This window comes from Psychrilyobacter sp., from assembly GCF_049671765.1.
Taxonomy (GTDB): domain Bacteria; phylum Fusobacteriota; class Fusobacteriia; order Fusobacteriales; family Fusobacteriaceae; genus Psychrilyobacter.
Genome location: NZ_JBATVM010000098.1, coordinates 1 through 16700, shown reverse-complemented (window position 1 = coordinate 16700; position 16700 = coordinate 1). Strand labels below are relative to the sequence as shown.

Annotated in this window: 14 protein-coding genes; 12 read left to right on the top strand and 2 right to left on the bottom strand. The window is 31.0% G+C overall.

Annotation, left to right across the window (positions count from 1 at the left end):
* Positions 1–1961, top strand: a 1961-nt coding sequence (locus WBG30_RS04910; RefSeq protein WP_424503526.1) for an autotransporter domain-containing protein, incomplete at its 5' end; no start/stop codon positions are given.
* 104 nt (positions 1962–2065) lie between these two features.
* Here the strand turns inward: WBG30_RS04910 and WBG30_RS04905 are convergent.
* Together WBG30_RS04905 and cysK are read right to left on the bottom strand one after the other, a co-directional pair.
* Positions 2066–2968: a sensor domain-containing diguanylate cyclase gene (locus tag WBG30_RS04905; protein WP_424503525.1), complete on the bottom strand. Its 903-nt coding sequence runs from the start codon at positions 2966–2968 to the stop codon at positions 2066–2068.
* A 209-nt stretch (positions 2969–3177) separates the two neighbouring features.
* The gene (gene cysK, locus WBG30_RS04900; RefSeq protein ID WP_424503524.1) at positions 3178–4101 is read right to left on the bottom strand and encodes a cysteine synthase A; all 924 of its coding nucleotides are present in this window, start codon (positions 4099–4101) and stop codon (positions 3178–3180) included.
* Positions 4102–4286: 185 nt separating this feature from the next.
* Between cysK and WBG30_RS04895 the strand changes: the two genes are divergently transcribed.
* The 11 genes from WBG30_RS04895 (at position 4287) to citF (ending at position 16133) form a co-directional block, all read left to right on the top strand.
* Positions 4287–5126, top strand: a complete 840-nt coding sequence (locus WBG30_RS04895) for a WYL domain-containing protein (protein WP_424503523.1) — start codon at positions 4287–4289, stop codon at positions 5124–5126.
* A 212-nt stretch (positions 5127–5338) separates the two neighbouring features.
* Complete coding sequence (locus WBG30_RS04890; RefSeq protein WP_424503522.1) at positions 5339–6019, top strand: hypothetical protein; 681 nt, start codon at positions 5339–5341, stop codon at positions 6017–6019.
* A 337-nt stretch (positions 6020–6356) separates the two neighbouring features.
* Positions 6357–6779, top strand: a complete 423-nt coding sequence (glmS, locus tag WBG30_RS04885) for a methylaspartate mutase subunit S (protein WP_424503521.1) — start codon at positions 6357–6359, stop codon at positions 6777–6779.
* Positions 6780–6812: 33 nt separating this feature from the next.
* Positions 6813–8231, top strand: a complete 1419-nt coding sequence (glmL, locus tag WBG30_RS04880; protein ID WP_424503527.1) for a methylaspartate mutase accessory protein GlmL — start codon at positions 6813–6815, stop codon at positions 8229–8231.
* Between the two features lie 13 nt (positions 8232–8244).
* Positions 8245–9702 (top strand): methylaspartate mutase subunit E, encoded by a 1458-nt coding sequence (locus WBG30_RS04875; protein ID WP_424503520.1) that lies wholly within the window; start codon positions 8245–8247, stop codon positions 9700–9702.
* Between the two features lie 118 nt (positions 9703–9820).
* Complete coding sequence (gltS, locus tag WBG30_RS04870) at positions 9821–11017, top strand: sodium/glutamate symporter (RefSeq protein WP_424503519.1); 1197 nt, start codon at positions 9821–9823, stop codon at positions 11015–11017.
* A gap of 70 nt (positions 11018–11087) precedes the next feature.
* Positions 11088–11882 (top strand): glutamate racemase, encoded by a 795-nt coding sequence (gene murI / locus WBG30_RS04865; RefSeq protein WP_424503518.1) that lies wholly within the window; start codon positions 11088–11090, stop codon positions 11880–11882.
* 30 nt (positions 11883–11912) lie between these two features.
* The gene (locus WBG30_RS04860) at positions 11913–13154 is read left to right on the top strand and encodes a methylaspartate ammonia-lyase (protein WP_424503517.1); all 1242 of its coding nucleotides are present in this window, start codon (positions 11913–11915) and stop codon (positions 13152–13154) included.
* Between the two features lie 185 nt (positions 13155–13339).
* The gene (citD, locus tag WBG30_RS04855) at positions 13340–13606 is read left to right on the top strand and encodes a citrate lyase acyl carrier protein (RefSeq protein ID WP_424503516.1); all 267 of its coding nucleotides are present in this window, start codon (positions 13340–13342) and stop codon (positions 13604–13606) included.
* Positions 13606–14475: an HpcH/HpaI aldolase/citrate lyase family protein gene (locus WBG30_RS04850; RefSeq protein ID WP_424503515.1), complete on the top strand. Its 870-nt coding sequence runs from the start codon at positions 13606–13608 to the stop codon at positions 14473–14475. Before citD ends, WBG30_RS04850 begins: the two co-directional genes overlap by 1 nt.
* Before the next feature lie 119 nt (positions 14476–14594).
* A complete protein-coding gene (gene citF / locus WBG30_RS04845; RefSeq protein ID WP_424503514.1) occupies positions 14595–16133 on the top strand; it encodes a citrate lyase subunit alpha in 1539 nt (512 codons plus the stop codon).
* Positions 16134–16700: the final 567 nt, after the last annotated feature.

Here is a 16700-nt window from a genome sequence, read left to right as displayed (position 1 = left end):
ATACTTTAATTTTATCAGGGAAAGGATTAATTGATGTAGGAAATCATTCTGTACATAATTTTGAAAAATTAGTAGTGACAGGAGATGTAATTGCTAAAGGAACATATAACTTGAGTGTTTCCAATGGGAGTAATTATCAAAGTTCTGCATTTGGCAGTCTTAAAATATATAATTTAAATGATGTAACTGGTGCAACTGGGAACTTAACTGTTGATGGTACTATTAATGTAGCCGTTGATTATGATGGGATAGGTTCTAGTGGAACAGATAAAACCGGTAAGATTATTGCTAAAACAATAACTAAAACAAATAACGGTCATATTGTTTTAGTTAATGCTGGAAAGAGTGCTCTAGGAATAATAGGTGAGGCTCAAAAAAATAATAGTATGATCTCTGGATTTAGGATAAATGGAATAGCAACTGTTAGTGGAGCACAAGTAGCAGACCCTGATTTGTTTACGATATCTGGAGAGACGGGGGTGTCTAAAGGTTGGCAGACAATGACTGTTGGAGATAGAGTAGGAAGTAATGGGGCTATTTTATTAGAACAAAAATATTTAAGAGCTCCATCTATGTCACGGCAATTAACACCACCAAAACAACAGACATCAAAAATATTAATACCAAGAAATAGATTAGACTTAGACAGTATGAATGAATTGACAAGAATTACTAATAATTTAACAAATTTAGATTCTAAAAACCTTAAAGTCGGAGAAGATAAATTTACAGTAGATTATCTAGGGACTAAAGGAAATAGTAAATTTAAAGGCAGTAAATCATATAATTATGACTATGATGTTAATTCAGATGGTGTAGCAACAACTTATATGTATAAATTAACTAAAAATTTCTCACTAGGAACAGGATTTTCATATGAAAATAATAATGTTAAATATAATGGTGTTAAAATTGGGAATATAAATATTGTAGCACCGGAACAGAATCATAAAGAAAAAATAGATTCATATAACAGTCAATTGTTTGGAAAATATCAAAAAGGAAACTTTAATTTAAATTTAGGTTTAGGTTTAGGTTTATCAACTCATGAAGCTAAAACTAATTTTGTTAGCGGAATAAAAACAGGAAAATATAATTCATATGTTTTAAAAACAGGAGTAGAGGGGTCTTATAACTACAAATTGACAAACAAATTAGAACTTGTACCAACTATGGGAATAGATTATATAAATGTTTCTGAAGATAGTTTTAAATATAAAAATGGGATCAAATTAGAAAGCGCAAATGGAGCAGGATATGTAGGAACTTTAGGTCTGAAATTAAGAAATAGAGAAGGCAAGTTCAGATGGGATCTTGGAGCAGGATATAAATATAATAGTGAAGATACATTTCATAATACAAGAAAAGTTTCTGGATATGATTTAGAAGTTGAAAAATTAAATTATGATAGAAAAACTTTACTAATAGCTGTAAATGGTGAATATGACATATCGGAAGAGTTTTTAGTAAGAGCAGGATGCGAATATAAAAATTATAAAAATAATAATATTAATATTGGATTCACATACAAATTTAATAGTGTAGAAGATTTTGTTCCTGTGGAGACAATTCAATTTTTAAATATTAGTGAATATATAAATTTTAAATTTGACAGTTATAATTTAACTGAAAAAAATGAACAAGCTATAAAAAAAATTGTTATGGATTTAAAATCTGTAGAAGGAAATCTTACTATAGAAGGACATACCGATAGTATTGGAACAAATCAATACAATCAAAAATTATCAGAAAAAAGAGCCCAGGCTGTAAATAAAGTAATAAAAAATAATTTAAAAAATGATAAAATTAAAGTTACCATAAAAGGATTAGGAGAAGAAAATCCAATTTTTCCTAATGATACTATAATTCATAAAGAAGGTAATAGAACAGTGAAACTAAAATTTAACCAACTGCATCTAGATCAGATAGAGGGTGCCAAAAAAACTGAAAATAAAAAATAGTATTAGTATTTATACTAACACTAGGGTCTGTCTCATATTTTGTGTAACCCTCCAAATTACTGTAAACTACGATTACATTAATTTGGAGGGTTTTTGTGAAAATACTAACCTATTGAGATGCAGTTTTTCCCATTTTTCTTGCTTTTATATAAAAGAGTATCTGATTTTTTTATAAGGGTGCTTAAATCATCTTCGGGAGTCACAAGTACAGCACCAATAGATATTGTAACCTTTAAATGTTCTCCTTTAATATCTACAACAGTGTTTTCGACCAACATTCTTAATTTTTCTGTTACCATTTTTAGACCTTCTTCCTCAATTCCAGAAAAAGCAGCTAAAAACTCATCCCCACCCCAACGTCCTATTACATCATCACCACTTAAATTATTTAAAAATGTTTTTGATATAGCTTTGAGGACCATATCGCCTACATCATGTCCATAATTATCATTAATATGTTTGAAATTATCGATATCAATAAAAACTAAAGCAAAATTTATTTTATTCAATGAGTATTCGTTTAATTTGATTTTAATAACGTTTTCGGTGTATCTTCTGTTTGGAATTTTAGTTAATTCATCTAACATTGCCAACTGACTAAGGTTTTTAATTTTTTCTAAAATTTGTTTACGCTCTGAAATTTCACTAAAAATTTCTATAGCTCCAATAATTACACCATTTGAGTCTTTATAGGGAAAGGCTTTTACAAATATAGGGATGCGATGACCATTTTTGTGATGAAAGAAAACATTTGCCTCTTTTATTTCATCATCTTTAATAGCGGCCATTAAAGGGCAACAATTTTTGCATAATTGAGTTCCATTAGAGTCTATATGATTAAGGATATTATCAAAACAGTGGCTTCCAATTACATCTGAACTACTATAACCAGTTAGATCTTCGGCAGCTTTATTCCAATAAATCATTTTACGATTTGTATCAACAATATAAACAGCATCATATAAATTATTTAAAACAGCTTTCATATTCATTGTTAAATTTTCCATAAATTATCCTCCTTGTGAATGATTATAAATTCTAGATTTTATTATTGGTGCATCATAATTATACAATATAAATATTTTTATACAAAATTTAAATATGTTTATTTAGATATAACATCACATTGACTTTTTATAAAAAAAACTTCAGATTAATATAATTAATCTGAAGATAGATTTAAACTTTAAATTTATAAATTATTATATAAATTGAATTAATAAAATATATTGCTAGAAAGATATCTTTCTCCTGTATCCATAATAAGAGTTAATATTTTTTTCCCTTTATTTTCAGGACGTTTAGCTAAGTTTAATGCAGTCGCTAAGTTTGCTCCAGAAGAAACTCCTCCTAATACCCCCTCTTCCTTGGCCAATCTATTGGTGATCTCTTGAGCTTCTTCGTAGGAGATAGTGGCTATCTCATCCATAACTGATGGATCAAATGTAGAAGGAATAAATCCAGCACTCATACCCATTCCCTGAATATCATGGGGACCTATAACGCCTGTAGAGATAAATGGTGATCTCATAGGTTCTACAGCAACAGTATAAATATCTTTATTTTTTTCTTTTAAATATTTTGCAACTCCTGAAAAACTTCCTCCAGTTCCTGTTCCACAAACAAAGATATCTAATTCCTCTTTAAAAGTTTCCCAAATTTCAGTTCCTGTAGTATTGTAGTGTGCCATGGGGTTGGCTGGATTTGAAAATTGATCAGGGGCAAAACTATTTGGATATTGTTTCATAAGTTCATCAAGTTTACATAAGCACCCTTTCATCCCATAAGAACCATCAGTTAAAACTAATTTAGCACCATAGGCTTTTAGGAGTTGTCTTCTTTCGACACTTACACAATCAGGCATGACAATTATTAATTTATATCCTTTTACAGCACAGACCATAGCGAGACCAATTCCTGTATTTCCACTAGTTGACTCTATAATTGTATCACCTTTTTTTAATTGTCCATTTTTTTCAGCTACTTCTATCATATTTAGAGCTACTCTATCTTTTACAGAACCAGCAGGATTAAAAGATTCCAATTTGATATAGATATCTGCATGGGTATTGTTGATATTATTTATTTTTAAAATTGGAGTTCTTCCAACAGTTTCTAGGATGTTGTTTAATATTTTCATTTTCTATCCACCTCTATTAATTATTTAATAATTCTCTTATTATTATAACATCTATATATAGAACATTAAATCAACAAAAATAATTATTTTTTGTTCTATTAATATGTTGTAAAAGTTTATAATTAAGGCTATTATGTATTATAAAGTGTTCTATAAAAATGAACTGTAAAAATGGAGGGTGAAAAATGAAAAAAATAAGGGTTACTATCTCAAAATACATGGGGGATATACTAAAATATGATGCTATAGAATTTGGAATAAGTAAAAATTTTCTATTAAATTACTTAGTGAAAAATTATAGCTTGTTAAGGGAAAAAAACATACCTGAATTTCATGGAGAAAAGGAGATTGTTCAGTTCAATCTAAATAAAGAAAATGAGGATTTTTATACAGAAGTATATAATAGAAGCAATTTTGAGACAGAAGCTTCCCTCATAAGGAGTTTAATATATGGCTATATATCTCAATCTAAGGTTATAAGAGAGAGATTTATATTTAAAAAATTAATAAAAAGGATTGAAAGGGGGATAAAAACTAAAAAAAAAATAAAGATAAAGTTTGAAACCGCTGAAAAAATTGTAAGCCCCTATAATATTTTATACTCTAGTATGGAAGTAAGTAATTATTTATTTTGTTATTTAGAAGAAGAGAACGTTTATAAAAACTATAGATTATATAATATTAAATATGTATATATATTAGATGAGAAAAGATATTCAGGAGATGCAGAATATTTTGAGAGAGTTAAAGGGAATTTTGACCCATTTTTGTCCTATGGCATGGAAGTCATGATAAGATTAAGTGGAAAGGGAAAAGAAAAATATGATAGGATAAAAACCAATAGGCCTAAATTGATAGAAAAATTAGATGATAGATGGGTAGTAGAGGGATCAGAGGAGAAGATAAAGAGATATTTTGCTTACTTTATGAGTGATGTAGAGATAATATTACCCCTAAGTTTAAGGGAATGGTTTTCTGTAGAAGCTAAAAATATGATAAATATGTATAAAAAAGACGAGGAATAGAACGACTATAAACTTCAAATTAAAGGTCTTAATTTAAAAATAAAACAAACTTCCGTGTTGTAACAGTAAAGATGTAATTTGTGTAATTCGTGACAGAAAAAGCTTATTAGGTTTTCTTGACCTGCATAAAGAAAACTTTTCCTACTAGAAATTTAGCTTATTATAGATTATGGTATAATAAAAAAAGAAAAAGAGACAGATGGAGGAATAGAATGAAATTTGGTAAAAATATGACTGTAGAAATAGTAGAGATAGAAAATGGAGTGAGATTAATAGTAGGAGGGGTAAAAAATGGGATATCAATTACTCCTACAGATTTTGGAATGGATCTTCATAGAAGAAAGATGGAAGGTGTTACTGTAGATCCTAGAGAAGAGATCGATGTATTGCAAGGAATAAAGGATGAGGTTACTACAGGAGAAGATATTATTTTTGAATATCTATATGGAGATATACTTTCAGCAGTAGTTTTAGCTGGTACTGTAGCTAAGAAACATATACCGTATGAATTGCAAGCATTAGCAATAGAGATAGGTGGAATAAATACTGCAGAACAGAATAAAGACTATATAACTATTGCTATTCAAAAGATGTTAGGTACAAGTGATTCAATAGGAGGAGTAGTAGAGTGTGAACTCCCATATACAATGGACTTAAATTCTATTAAAGGGGAATTTTCACAAGTGATTCATAGTCTTATGGAGGAAGTAAGTGCTATTGAATTTGGAAATGGTATAAAAGATCGCAGATCAAATGCAAAGGAATATGAATTAAGTAAAAATAAGATTCTAGTAACTTTTGGTCCTCATATGAAAAATAAAAATAAAATACCATGTTTAGCAGGTGTAAGAGATGTAATAGTAGATTCTGTTTTAGCTGTAGTTCTATTATAGTTTATTAATTTCAGAAATAGGGCAGAATCAATGTTTTAGAGTAAAGTTATATATATATAATAAATGTTTATTATCAAATTATATAAATAAATAAAGTGAAAAAAGTGTACTTATATGATCTTTTATGGGAAAAAATGAAGTATGAGTGAACGAAATGTTGTTTAAACAGGTTAACTTAGATTAATTAAATACCAAGCATATATTAAGTGAATACTTAGTATATATTGGTATTTTTTTTTTGAATGTTCAGTTCTATTGTGTTTTTGTTTGAAATTGAGTAGAATAGTTTTATAAAGGGATAGTAAAAGAAACTAAAAATAATTTTTGGAGGTCAAAAATGAAAAATGGAAAGACTATAGTAATCGGAGTAATTGGATCAGACTGTCATGCAGTTGGAAATAAGATTATTGACCATGTGTTAACACAACAAGGATTTAATGTAATAAATGTAGGAGTTATTTCACCTCAAGAAGATTTTATAAATGCAGCAGTAGAAACTGATGCAGATGCAATCATCATCTCATCATTGTATGGGCATGGAGAATTAGATTGTCAAGGATTTAAAGAAAAATGTGATGAAGCAGGATTACAAGATGTTAAATTATACGTTGGAGGAAATATTGTAGTAGGAAAGCAAGTTTGGGAAGAGGTAAATAAAAGATTCTTAGACATGGGATTTGATAGAGTATACAAACCAGGAACACCTATCGAAGTTACAGCTGAAGATATGAAAAAAGATTTAGGGATGATTAAATTATAAATAAAAAAAGATGCATTATAAAAATTAGGAGTGGTGGAAATGAATGCCTACTTATTGATTGACTTTGGAAGTACCTATACTAAACTAACAGCTGTTGATCTAGAGACTGAAGAGATATTGGCTACAGCTAAAGACATAACTACAATCGAAGATGACATAATGATCGGTTTAAAAAAAGCATATGAAACACTAAAATTATGCATAGAGAAAAAAAACGTAATATTCGAAGATATTAATTTTGTAAAAAAAATAGCTTGTTCTTCGGCTGCTGGTGGACTAAAGATGTATGCAATAGGTCTTGTACCTGAGCTTACAGCAGATGCTGCTAAAAAAGCTGCCCTAGGTGCAGGAGCTAGAGTTATGAAAACATATTCTTATGAATTAAATCATAGCGAAATTGAAGAGATCAAAAATTCAGATGCAGATATATTATTGTTAGCAGGTGGAACAGATGGTGGAAATAAAAAATGTATCATACACAATGCTAAATTAATAGCAAAAGTAAAAATAGGGATACCTGTATTATTAGCCGGAAATAAAAGTGCTAACGATGAAATTATAGAGATATTTGATGATGCAAATATAGATTATATAGTAACAGAAAATGTTATGCCAAAATTAAATAAAATAAATGAAAAACCAACAAGAGAAGCGATAAGAAAGATATTTATGACAAAGATAGTAGAAGCTAAAGGGATGAAAAATGCCGAAGACTTTATATCTGGAATACTTATGCCTACTCCAGCAGCTGTATTAAAAGCCGCAGAAGTACTAGCTCTAGGTAGTGACGATGAAGAAGGGTTAGGAAACTTAATGGTTGTAGATATCGGTGGAGCCACAACTGATATTCATTCATTGGCAGATGGGGATCCGACTAATGCAGGTGTAATTCCAAAAGGATTGGAAGAACCTTTTGCTAAAAGAACTGTTGAAGGGGATCTTGGTATGAGATACTCTGCACTCTCATTATTAGAAGCAGCAGGGACAAAAAAAATAAGAAAATATTTAAATGATGATCATAAAGAGATCGATGTAAAAGCTCACTGTAACCACAGACATGAAAATATAATGATGGTTCCACAAACACCAGAAGAAATATTTTTCGATGAAGCTATGGCAGGAGCGGGAACTGAGATTGCAATGGTGAGACACTGTGGATGGTTAGAAAGTGTATTTACTCCAATGGGAGTAATGTACTACCAACATGGAAAAGATCTTTTAGATACTAAATATGTAATTGGAACAGGTGGAGTATTGGTACATAGTGAAAACCCTATGAATATATTAAAAGCTGGGGAATTTAATAAAGAACAACCTGTACACCTATTACCTAGATCACCAAAATATTTAATTGATAGTACATATATATTGTCGGCTATGGGGCTCCTTGCAGGAGAAAAACCAGATATGGCAGTTAGAATAATGAAAAAATATCTTGAGAGAGTTAATTAGGAGGATAATATTAATGAATGTTAAAAATAAAAAGTGGACAGAAGAAGAATTTTTTAAAGCAAGAGAAGAAGTTTTAAAGCAATGGCCTACAGGTGAAGAGGTAGATTTAGCTGAAGGAGTAAAATATCTAAAGGCACTACCTGATAATAAAAACTTTGCTAAAAAATTATGGGACGCTAAGAAAAATGGAAAAACATTAGCACAACCAAGAGCTGGAGTAGCATTATTAAGTGAACATATTGAATTACTAAACTTTCTATCTAAAGAAGGTGGAGCAGATTTATTACCATCAACTATAGATTCATATACTAGATTAAATAGATATGAAGAGTGTGAAAGAGGAATTAAAGAGTCAGAAAAAGCAGGAAGATCATTATTAAATGGTTTCCCAGGTGTAAACTATGGGGTAAAAGGTTGTAAAAGAGTATTAGAATCAGTTGACAAACCTTTACAAGTAAGACATGGAACTCCTGATGCAAGATTATTGGCTGAGATCACAATGTCTTCTGGATGGACTTCGTATGAAGGTGGAGGAATTTCTTATAACTTACCATATGCTAAAGCAGTATCTATGGAAAGAACAATAAGAGACTGGCAATATATAGATAGATTAGTAGGGTGGTATGAAGAGCAAGGTGTTTCTATTAATAGAGAACCTTACGGGCCATTAACAGGGACATTAGTTCCAGTATCAATATCAAATGCAGTACAATTAATAGAGTGTTTATTAGCAGCAGAACAAGGTGTTAAGAGTATCACTTTGGGATATGGACAATGCGGAAATTTAATTCAAGATGTAGCAGCAATAAGAACATTAGAAGAATTAGCTGAAGAATACTGTGAAAAATTTGGATATAAAGATATGCAATTAACTACAGTTTTTCATCAATGGATGGGAGGGTTCCCAGAAGATGAATCTAAAGCCTATGGCGTAATATCAAATGGAGCAGCAGCAGCAAGATTATCTGGTGCAACAAAAGTAATAGTGAAAACTACTCATGAAGCTATTGGAATCCCGACAAAAGAAGCTAATGCCAATGCTATAAAAGCAACTAAAATGGTATTAAACTTATTAGATGGTCAAACATTAGCTGATTCAGAAGAACTAGATAAAGAGATTAAACAAATAAAAGCAGAGATCAAATGTATAATGGACAAGGTATACGACCTTGGAAATGGAGACTTAGCTATTGGAACTGTTGAAGCAGTTAAGCAAGGTGTAATTGATATTCCATTCGCACCAGCGAAGGTAAACATGGGTAAAATGTTACCAGCTAGAGATAATCAAGGTAGAATTAGATATTTAGAGTGTGGGAATATGCCATTTACAGATGAAATCAAAGCATTTAATAAAGCCGAATTACAAAAAAGAGCAGATTTTGAAGGTAGAGAAGTTAGTTTTCAAATGACAGTAGATGATATATTTGCAGTAGGAAAAGGAAACTTAATTGGAAGACCAGAAAATAAATAACAAATTTTTAATGCAAAGGTAGATTTGAAAGTCTGCCTTTTCTCAAAAAAAAGGGAGTGTGAAGAGTCACCAAAATATATATATATATATATAATGGGGTACAAAGGGGGGCAAAAAAATGGAAGTGTTTCAAATGGATAATATAGCCACGTTATTTATGGCTGTTATAGTGTTATTGACAGGTAGGTTTGTGAGAAGTAAAGTTGGATTATTAAGGAGATTTTTTATACCAATACCAGTTATAGGAGGAGTTATCTTTGCTATATTGACTTTAGTTGGTCACTATACAAATACCTTTGAATTTAATTTTGATGGTACATTGAAGAGTTTATTTATGATCGCTTTCTTCACCACTATTGGATTTATGGCTAGTTTTAAACTTTTAGCCAAAGGGGGAGTTCAAGTTGTAATATTCTTAGTGGCAGCAACAGCTTTAGTAATTCTTCAAGATGTAGTTGGGATATCGTTAGCTAAGGTATTTGGATTACCACCATTATTTGGATTAGCAGCAGGATCGGTTCCACTTACAGGGGGACATGGAACTTCAGGTGCATTTGGACCATTATTAGAACAAGCAGGAGCTACAGGAGCTACAGCAGTTGCAATAGCATCAGCTACATATGGTTTAGTTGCAGGGTGTCTAATTGGTGGACCAATAGGAAGAAGACTTATGACTAAGTTTAATCTGAAACCAAATGAAGAATTATTAGCAGATGAACACGCTGATATAACAAATGAAAATCAAGCTATAGAAGTTACAGAACATACGTTCTTTGATGCAGCAACTGTTATCATTATTTCTATGGGAATAGGATCAGTATTAGTAGGATGGTTAAAGACGGTAGGGATTACTTTACCAATCTATATTGGACCAATGTTAGTAGCAGCAATTATTAGAAATATATCAGATTCGATGAAAAAGGAATTAAATCATAAAGAGATAACTATTATTGGAAATACTTCATTATCGTTATTTTTAGCTATGGCACTTATGTCTATGAGACTATGGGACTTAGCGGCTTTAGCAGTACCATTAGTAACTATATTATTAGTTCAAACTGTATTAATGGGAGCATTTGCATACTTCGTTACATTTAATGTAATGGGAAGAGATTATGACGCAGCAGTAATGGCTTGTGGTCATTGTGGGTTTGGAATGGGAGCTACACCAAATGCAATAGCAAATATGGAGTCATTTACAGCAGCAAACTATCCATCGTTTAAAGCATTCTTTGTAATACCATTAGTAGGGGCATTGTTTATTGACTTTACTAATGCATCCGTAATTACTTTCTTCATGAATATGCTTGGATAAGACTGTTAAAATTTTATTAAAAATAGTATAATTTTTATACAATAAAATTATGATATTAGGAGATAAGATTATGAAAGGTAGAAGGGCAATAGGAATATTTGATTCTGGTGTAGGAGGATTAACAGTCTTAAAAGAAGTTGAAAAAATCTTACCCTATGAAGAATTAATATATTTTGGAGACAATTTAAGAGCTCCTTATGGATCAAAAACTACAGAAGAGATTTTGGAATTCACTTTGAATATAGGTGACTTTTTAATAGAAAAGAATGTAAAAATGTTGATTATAGCATGTAATACCGCCACAGCAGTAGCCCTAGAAGTATTGAAAGACAGATTAAATATACCAGTGATAGGAGTAATAGCTCCTGGATCGATAAGTGCTATAAATTTGACAAAGAAAAATAAAATAGGAGTGTTTTCTACACCTGTTACAGCAAAGATGAATGCCTATAAAAATGAAATAGAAAAAATCAATAAAGATATAGAAGTCTATCAAATAGGGTGTAAACCACTTTGTAAAATGATTGAATCAGAATGGGAAGACACAAAAGAAAATCAGGATATAATTAAATATTATGTAAAAAAATTGCCCATGGAAATAGATGTTGTGGTATTTGGATGTACTCATTATCCTATTATAAAAGAATATTTTTATAGAGAGTTAAAAGGAAAGAAATTTGTGAACCCAGCCAAAGAAACAGCGTTAGAGGCAGAGAAACTCCTAAAAAAGCTAAAACTCTTAAATAAAAGAGAATCAAAAGGGCTAGTTTCTTTTTATACCTCGGGCAACGTTAATAAATTTAAAAAAATAGCAGAAAAAATATTGGGTAAACCAATAAAAGAAATCAAACAGGCATTAAACTAAATTAATCGAATATAAAAGGAGATGTATCACATGAAAATTATTGATATCATTTGTTCAGCGGGAAAAACAGGATTTTATTTTGACGACCAAAGAGCTATAAAAGCAGGAGCAGGTCATGATGGTTTTGATTACGTAGGGGAGCCAGTTACTGAAGGATTTAAAAGGATTAGACAAGCAGGAGAATCTATCTCTGTAATGTTTATCTTAGAAGACGGTCAAGTAGCTCATGGAGATTGTGCTGCAGTACAATATTCTGGTGCAGGTGGAAGAGACCCATTATTCTTAGCATCTGACTTTATTCCAGTTATCAAAAACGAAATTGCTCCAAAATTAATTGGAAGAGATGTAAATGAATTCAGACCATTAGCTGAAGAGATAGATACAATGGAATTAAATGGGAATAGATTACATACCGCTATCAGATATGGATTAAGTCAAGCTATCTTAGATGCCACAGCAAAAGCAAACAAGATAACTATGGCAGAAGTAATAAAAAAAGAATATGCAACTGACGTAAAAATTAAAAGATTACCATTATTCACTCAATCTGGAGACGACAGAAAAAACAATGCAGACAAGATGATCATCAAAGGTGCAGACATTATGCCACATGCATTAATTAACCACGTTGAAACTAAATTAGGTAAAGATGGATCTATCTTAAGAGATTACGTAAAATGGTTAAGCGATAGAGTATTAAAATTAAGAGAATCTGAAGATTATATGCCTATATTCCACATCGATGTATATGGAACAATGGGAGTAGCATTTGATCAAGATATCACAAAACAAGCTAATTTATTAGCTGAATTAGAAGAAGCTGCAAAGCCATTCCACTTGAGAATCGAAGGTCCTATGGACTTAGAAGAAAGAGAAGCTACAGTAGAAGCGTTATCTGCTTTAACTGCTGAATTAGACAGAAGAGGAATTAATGTAGAATTAGTTGCTGATGAATGGTGTAATACATTAGAGGATATTAAATTATTCGCTGATAGAAAAGCAGGACATGTAGTACAAATTAAAACTCCAGATTTAGGAGGAGTAAACAATATTGCAGAGGCAGTTCTATACTGTAACGAAAAAGGGATCGGTTCTTATGTTGGTGGAACTTGTAACGAAACTAACAGATCAGCTGAAGTAACTACAAATATAGCAATGGCTTGTGGAGCATTACAAGTATTAGCTAAACCAGGAATGGGTGTAGACGAAGGTATCATGATCGTAGGAAATGAAATGAATAGAGTAGAAGCATTAGTTAATAGCAGAAAATAATTCAAATATTTAAAATTAAAGGTAGTTTTTAAAACTACCTTTTCTTAAATATTTTGAAAAATATATATAATGGAACCACGGATTATGCCAAGGTTTTTATCTGTGGGATCTGTGTCAAAAAAGTCTTTTTAAAGTCTGTGTCAAAAAAAAGGGAATAGATAACAATAAAAATAGAGGTGAAAATAATGAAAATATTAAAACCAGCTAAGGCGGGAACATTGGAATCAAATGACATTTCAATAATGTTAATTCCAGGTACCAATGGAATAGAAATAGAATTAGAAAGTATTGTAGAAAAGCAGTTTGGAATAGAGATAAGAACACAAATAGAAAATAGTTTGAAGGAATTAGGAGTAGAAGATGTGATTATAAAAGCCATCGATAAGGGAGCACTTGATTATACAATAAGGGCTAGAATTGAAACAGCAGTAACTAGGGCAGGTGAGATGTAATGCTAAGAAGAAGTATGTTATTTATGCCAGGAAATAATCCAGGTATGCTACAGACGGCGGAAGTTTTTGGATCTGATTCAGTTATATTAGATTTAGAAGATGCTGTATCATTAGGAGAAAAAGACGCAGCTAGAATCTTAATAAAGGGAGCATTAAAGGCTTTTGATTATGGAACTACAGAAGTAGTAATAAGAATAAATCCATTTTCAACTCCATATGCACTAGAGGATATAGATGTAATGGCTAGACTGAAACCAAATGCTATCTTATTACCAAAGGCAACACCTGAAGATATGAAAAGATTAGATGAGATGTTAACAGTGATAGAAAAAGAAGAGGGATTCGAGAAAGGTATTATTAGAATTCATGCTTTAGTAGAAACTACATATGGTGTAGAGACTGTCTATGAAACAATTCAAATGAGTGATAGAGTAGATTCAGTTTGTTTAGGTGGAGAGGATCTGTCTGTTGACTTAGGAGTTGCAAGAACAAAAGATTCAGAAGAATTATTTTATGCAAGAACAAAGATAATAAATGCTTGTAAGGCACTAAAAATAGATGCAATAGATACACCATTTACAGACACTAACGATGAAGAAGGGTTATTAGCTGATACAATTCATGCAAAAAAACTAGGATTTACAGGGAAATTATCTATAAACCCTAGACAAATAAATACAATACATAAAGTATACTCTCCTACAGCTGACCAAATTACATGGGCTAATAGAATTATGCATGCGAAAGATGAAGCGGAAAAAGAGGGGTTAGGAGTATTTTCTTTGGATGGGAAAATGATAGATGCACCTGTTATAAGTAGAGCAGCGAATACATTGAATGCAGCTAGGATAATAGGATTAATAAAATAGACTCTTCCTTTTTATAGTTTCTCTTCGCAAAAGAAACTAAAGCGATAATATTTAGCTATAGTTTTCCTTTATGAAGGGAAAACGACAACAGGGAAAGAGTATAAAAAGGAGAATTAAATATGAAAAATATCTTAGGTAGAGAAGTACCCGATAATATAAAAGGTTATGGAACAGTAAAACATTATGGTGGATATCAAGCATCTAAAGGTGTAAAAACTAAAAGATCGATCAAGATGACAAATATCTTACCTGGAGAAGAAAAATTACATGATAATTTAGATATGGTATTGGACAAATTACCATTAAAAGACGGGATGGTAGTTTCATTTCATCATCACTTAAGAAATGGAGATTTTATCTTAAACATGGTAATGGGAAAAATAGCAGCTAGAGGCTATAAAGATATAACTATTGCAGCAAGTTCAATTTTTCCTTGTCACGGAGAATTAGTAGAATTGATAGAAAAAAAAGTAGTAACTAGTATATATGCTGCATATATCTCAGGGCCAGTAGCAGATGCTATCTCAGCTGGGAAATTAGAAAACCCAGCAGTAATGCATACCCACGGTGGAAGAGCTAGAATAATGGAATCTGGAGATCTAAGTATAGATATTGCCTTTATAGCAGCTCCTACATCGGATGATTATGGAAATATAAATGGTGTAGACGGTAAATCAGCTTGTGGAGCACTGGGATATGCATATACAGATGCAGAAACTGCTGATATTGTAGTGGCTATAACAGATAATTTGGTAGAATATCCAAACCAAACTATTGATATTCCTCAAACACTAATAGACTATGTAGTAGTAGTAGACGCAATAGGAGATCCTAATGGAATCGTATCTGGAACTACTCAAATCACTAAAAATCCAATTGGATTAAAAATAGCAAATATGACTACAGAATTAATTAAAAACTCTGGATATTTTAAAGATGGAATGAGTTTTCAAACTGGAGCTGGAGGAGTATCTCTAGCAGTAGCAGCAGATATGAAAGCTGAAATGATAGAAAATAACATAAAAGGAAGTTTTGCTTCTGGAGGAATAACTGGTTATATAGTAGATATGTATAAAGAGGGGTTATTTAAATCACTATTTGATGTACAATGTTTTGATTTGGAGGCTATAAAATCAGCGAAGGAAAATCCAGGACATATAACTATGTCAGCATCTATGTATGCAAATGCAGACAACAAAGGATGTGTAGTAAATAAATTAGATGTAGTGATTTTAGGAGCTACAGAGATAGACACAGACTTTAATGTAAATGTAACTACTACTTCTGATGGGACTATCATGGGTGGTTCTGGTGGACATGCAGATACATCAGCAGGAGCTAAATTAGCTATAATAGTAACTCAATTAGCTAACTCTAGAATATCTGCTATAAAAGACAGAGTAACAGCTCTGACTACACCAGGGGAAACTGTCGATGTAATAGTAACTGAAAGAGGAATAGCAATTAATCCTAAGAGAACAGAATTAATAGAAAGATTAAAGAAAACGAAGTTACCTATTATGACAATTGAAGAATTAAAAAATATTGGTGAAGCTATGACAGGGAAACCAAGAGATGTAGAATTTACTGATGAAATTGTAGCAGTAATCGAATATAGAGATGGAACTGTATTAGATGTAGTAAGAAAGGCAAAGTAAGAGGAATAAAAAAACTAAAAAGATGATCCTTATACTTTATAGAAATATTTTTTAATTATTATCCCTCATTTTTAATACCTAGATTGTAAAATTCAATTCAGAAACTGGTTTTGTGTAAACCTCCAAATTAGTGTAAACTACAATTACATTAATTTGGAGGTTTTTTTATGAGAAAAAGAAGAAAAGATTTATCCCCTGATAAATTAGCGCGAAAAGAGCTAATTAGAGAGTAGCTTAGATTTTAACGAATTAATTAAAGAAATAAAAAATAAAGTTCTAATATATTAAAAACGAGAAGCAATAATTAAAAAATTATTACTCCTCATTTTATAAAAATTTTACATTAATTTTTAGAGTTTACACAAAACTTGCAAGAGTCCCTAAGCTAAATTATATTTAACCTTTTTTTGAATAGGTCTTATTTTGTAGTTTTGGGTGTAGTTGAAATAAAGTCTTTTGCAGAATTAAATTTGTATGAAAATCCTAAATTGAAATTATTACTTTCATAATTATTATTAATTTCAAATTCATAACCACTTCTTAATGCTAAATATTTAGTGACATCAT

Excerpts from the sequence above, each read along its gene's own strand:
- WBG30_RS04895 (WP_424503523.1), top strand. The coding sequence starts at position 4,287 with ATGAAAAAAATAAGGGTTACTATCTCAAAATACATGGGGGATATACTA.
- WBG30_RS04850 (WP_424503515.1), top strand. The coding sequence starts at position 13,606 with ATGCTAAGAAGAAGTATGTTATTTATGCCAGGAAATAATCCAGGTATG.
- WBG30_RS04905 (WP_424503525.1), bottom strand. The coding sequence starts at position 2,968 with ATGGAAAATTTAACAATGAATATGAAAGCTGTTTTAAATAATTTATAT.
- WBG30_RS04860 (WP_424503517.1), top strand. The coding sequence starts at position 11,913 with ATGAAAATTATTGATATCATTTGTTCAGCGGGAAAAACAGGATTTTAT.
- WBG30_RS04875 (WP_424503520.1), top strand. The coding sequence starts at position 8,245 with ATGAATGTTAAAAATAAAAAGTGGACAGAAGAAGAATTTTTTAAAGCA.
- gltS (WP_424503519.1), top strand. The coding sequence starts at position 9,821 with ATGGAAGTGTTTCAAATGGATAATATAGCCACGTTATTTATGGCTGTT.
- glmS (WP_424503521.1), top strand. The coding sequence starts at position 6,357 with ATGAAAAATGGAAAGACTATAGTAATCGGAGTAATTGGATCAGACTGT.
- citD (WP_424503516.1), top strand. The coding sequence starts at position 13,340 with ATGAAAATATTAAAACCAGCTAAGGCGGGAACATTGGAATCAAATGAC.
- citF (WP_424503514.1), top strand. The coding sequence starts at position 14,595 with ATGAAAAATATCTTAGGTAGAGAAGTACCCGATAATATAAAAGGTTAT.
- murI (WP_424503518.1), top strand. The coding sequence starts at position 11,088 with ATGAAAGGTAGAAGGGCAATAGGAATATTTGATTCTGGTGTAGGAGGA.
- cysK (WP_424503524.1), bottom strand. The coding sequence starts at position 4,101 with ATGAAAATATTAAACAACATCCTAGAAACTGTTGGAAGAACTCCAATT.
- WBG30_RS04890 (WP_424503522.1), top strand. The coding sequence starts at position 5,339 with ATGAAATTTGGTAAAAATATGACTGTAGAAATAGTAGAGATAGAAAAT.